This is a genomic window from Tenacibaculum sp. M341 (assembly GCF_004337695.1).
Taxonomy (GTDB): domain Bacteria; phylum Bacteroidota; class Bacteroidia; order Flavobacteriales; family Flavobacteriaceae; genus Polaribacter.
Genome location: NZ_SJXJ01000105.1, coordinates 1 through 337 on the forward strand (window position 1 = coordinate 1; position 337 = coordinate 337).

Genomic DNA, 337 nt, shown 5'->3' on the forward strand with positions numbered 1-337 from the left:
GAAGCGCAATTTCAAGAAATTGTTGGTACATTGGAAGAAGCAGAGATCAGTCTTGATGGGCTTTTTGTTAATGCTGATGCTGGTTTTGATTCTCAAAAGCTCAGAGATAAATGTGAGGCCAAGGGCATCATTGCCAACATTTGCCTAAACAAACGTAATGGAACTACTGATGCAGACTATTATTTTGATGAAAAACTCTATAAAGAACGCTATGCTATAGAGCGAACCAACGCTTGGATGGATAGCTTTCGTTCTTTATTGAATAGATTTGACACCACAATTACTCGTTGGAAAGGCTTTAATTTCCTAGCATTTATTGTAATCGGATTAAAGAAAT

Annotated in this window: 1 protein-coding gene; it reads left to right on the plus strand. The window is 36.8% G+C overall.

What is annotated here, in order from left to right:
• A partial coding sequence (locus tag EYW44_RS22010; RefSeq protein WP_165872309.1) for a transposase occupies positions 1–337 on the plus strand: 337 nt, incomplete at both ends.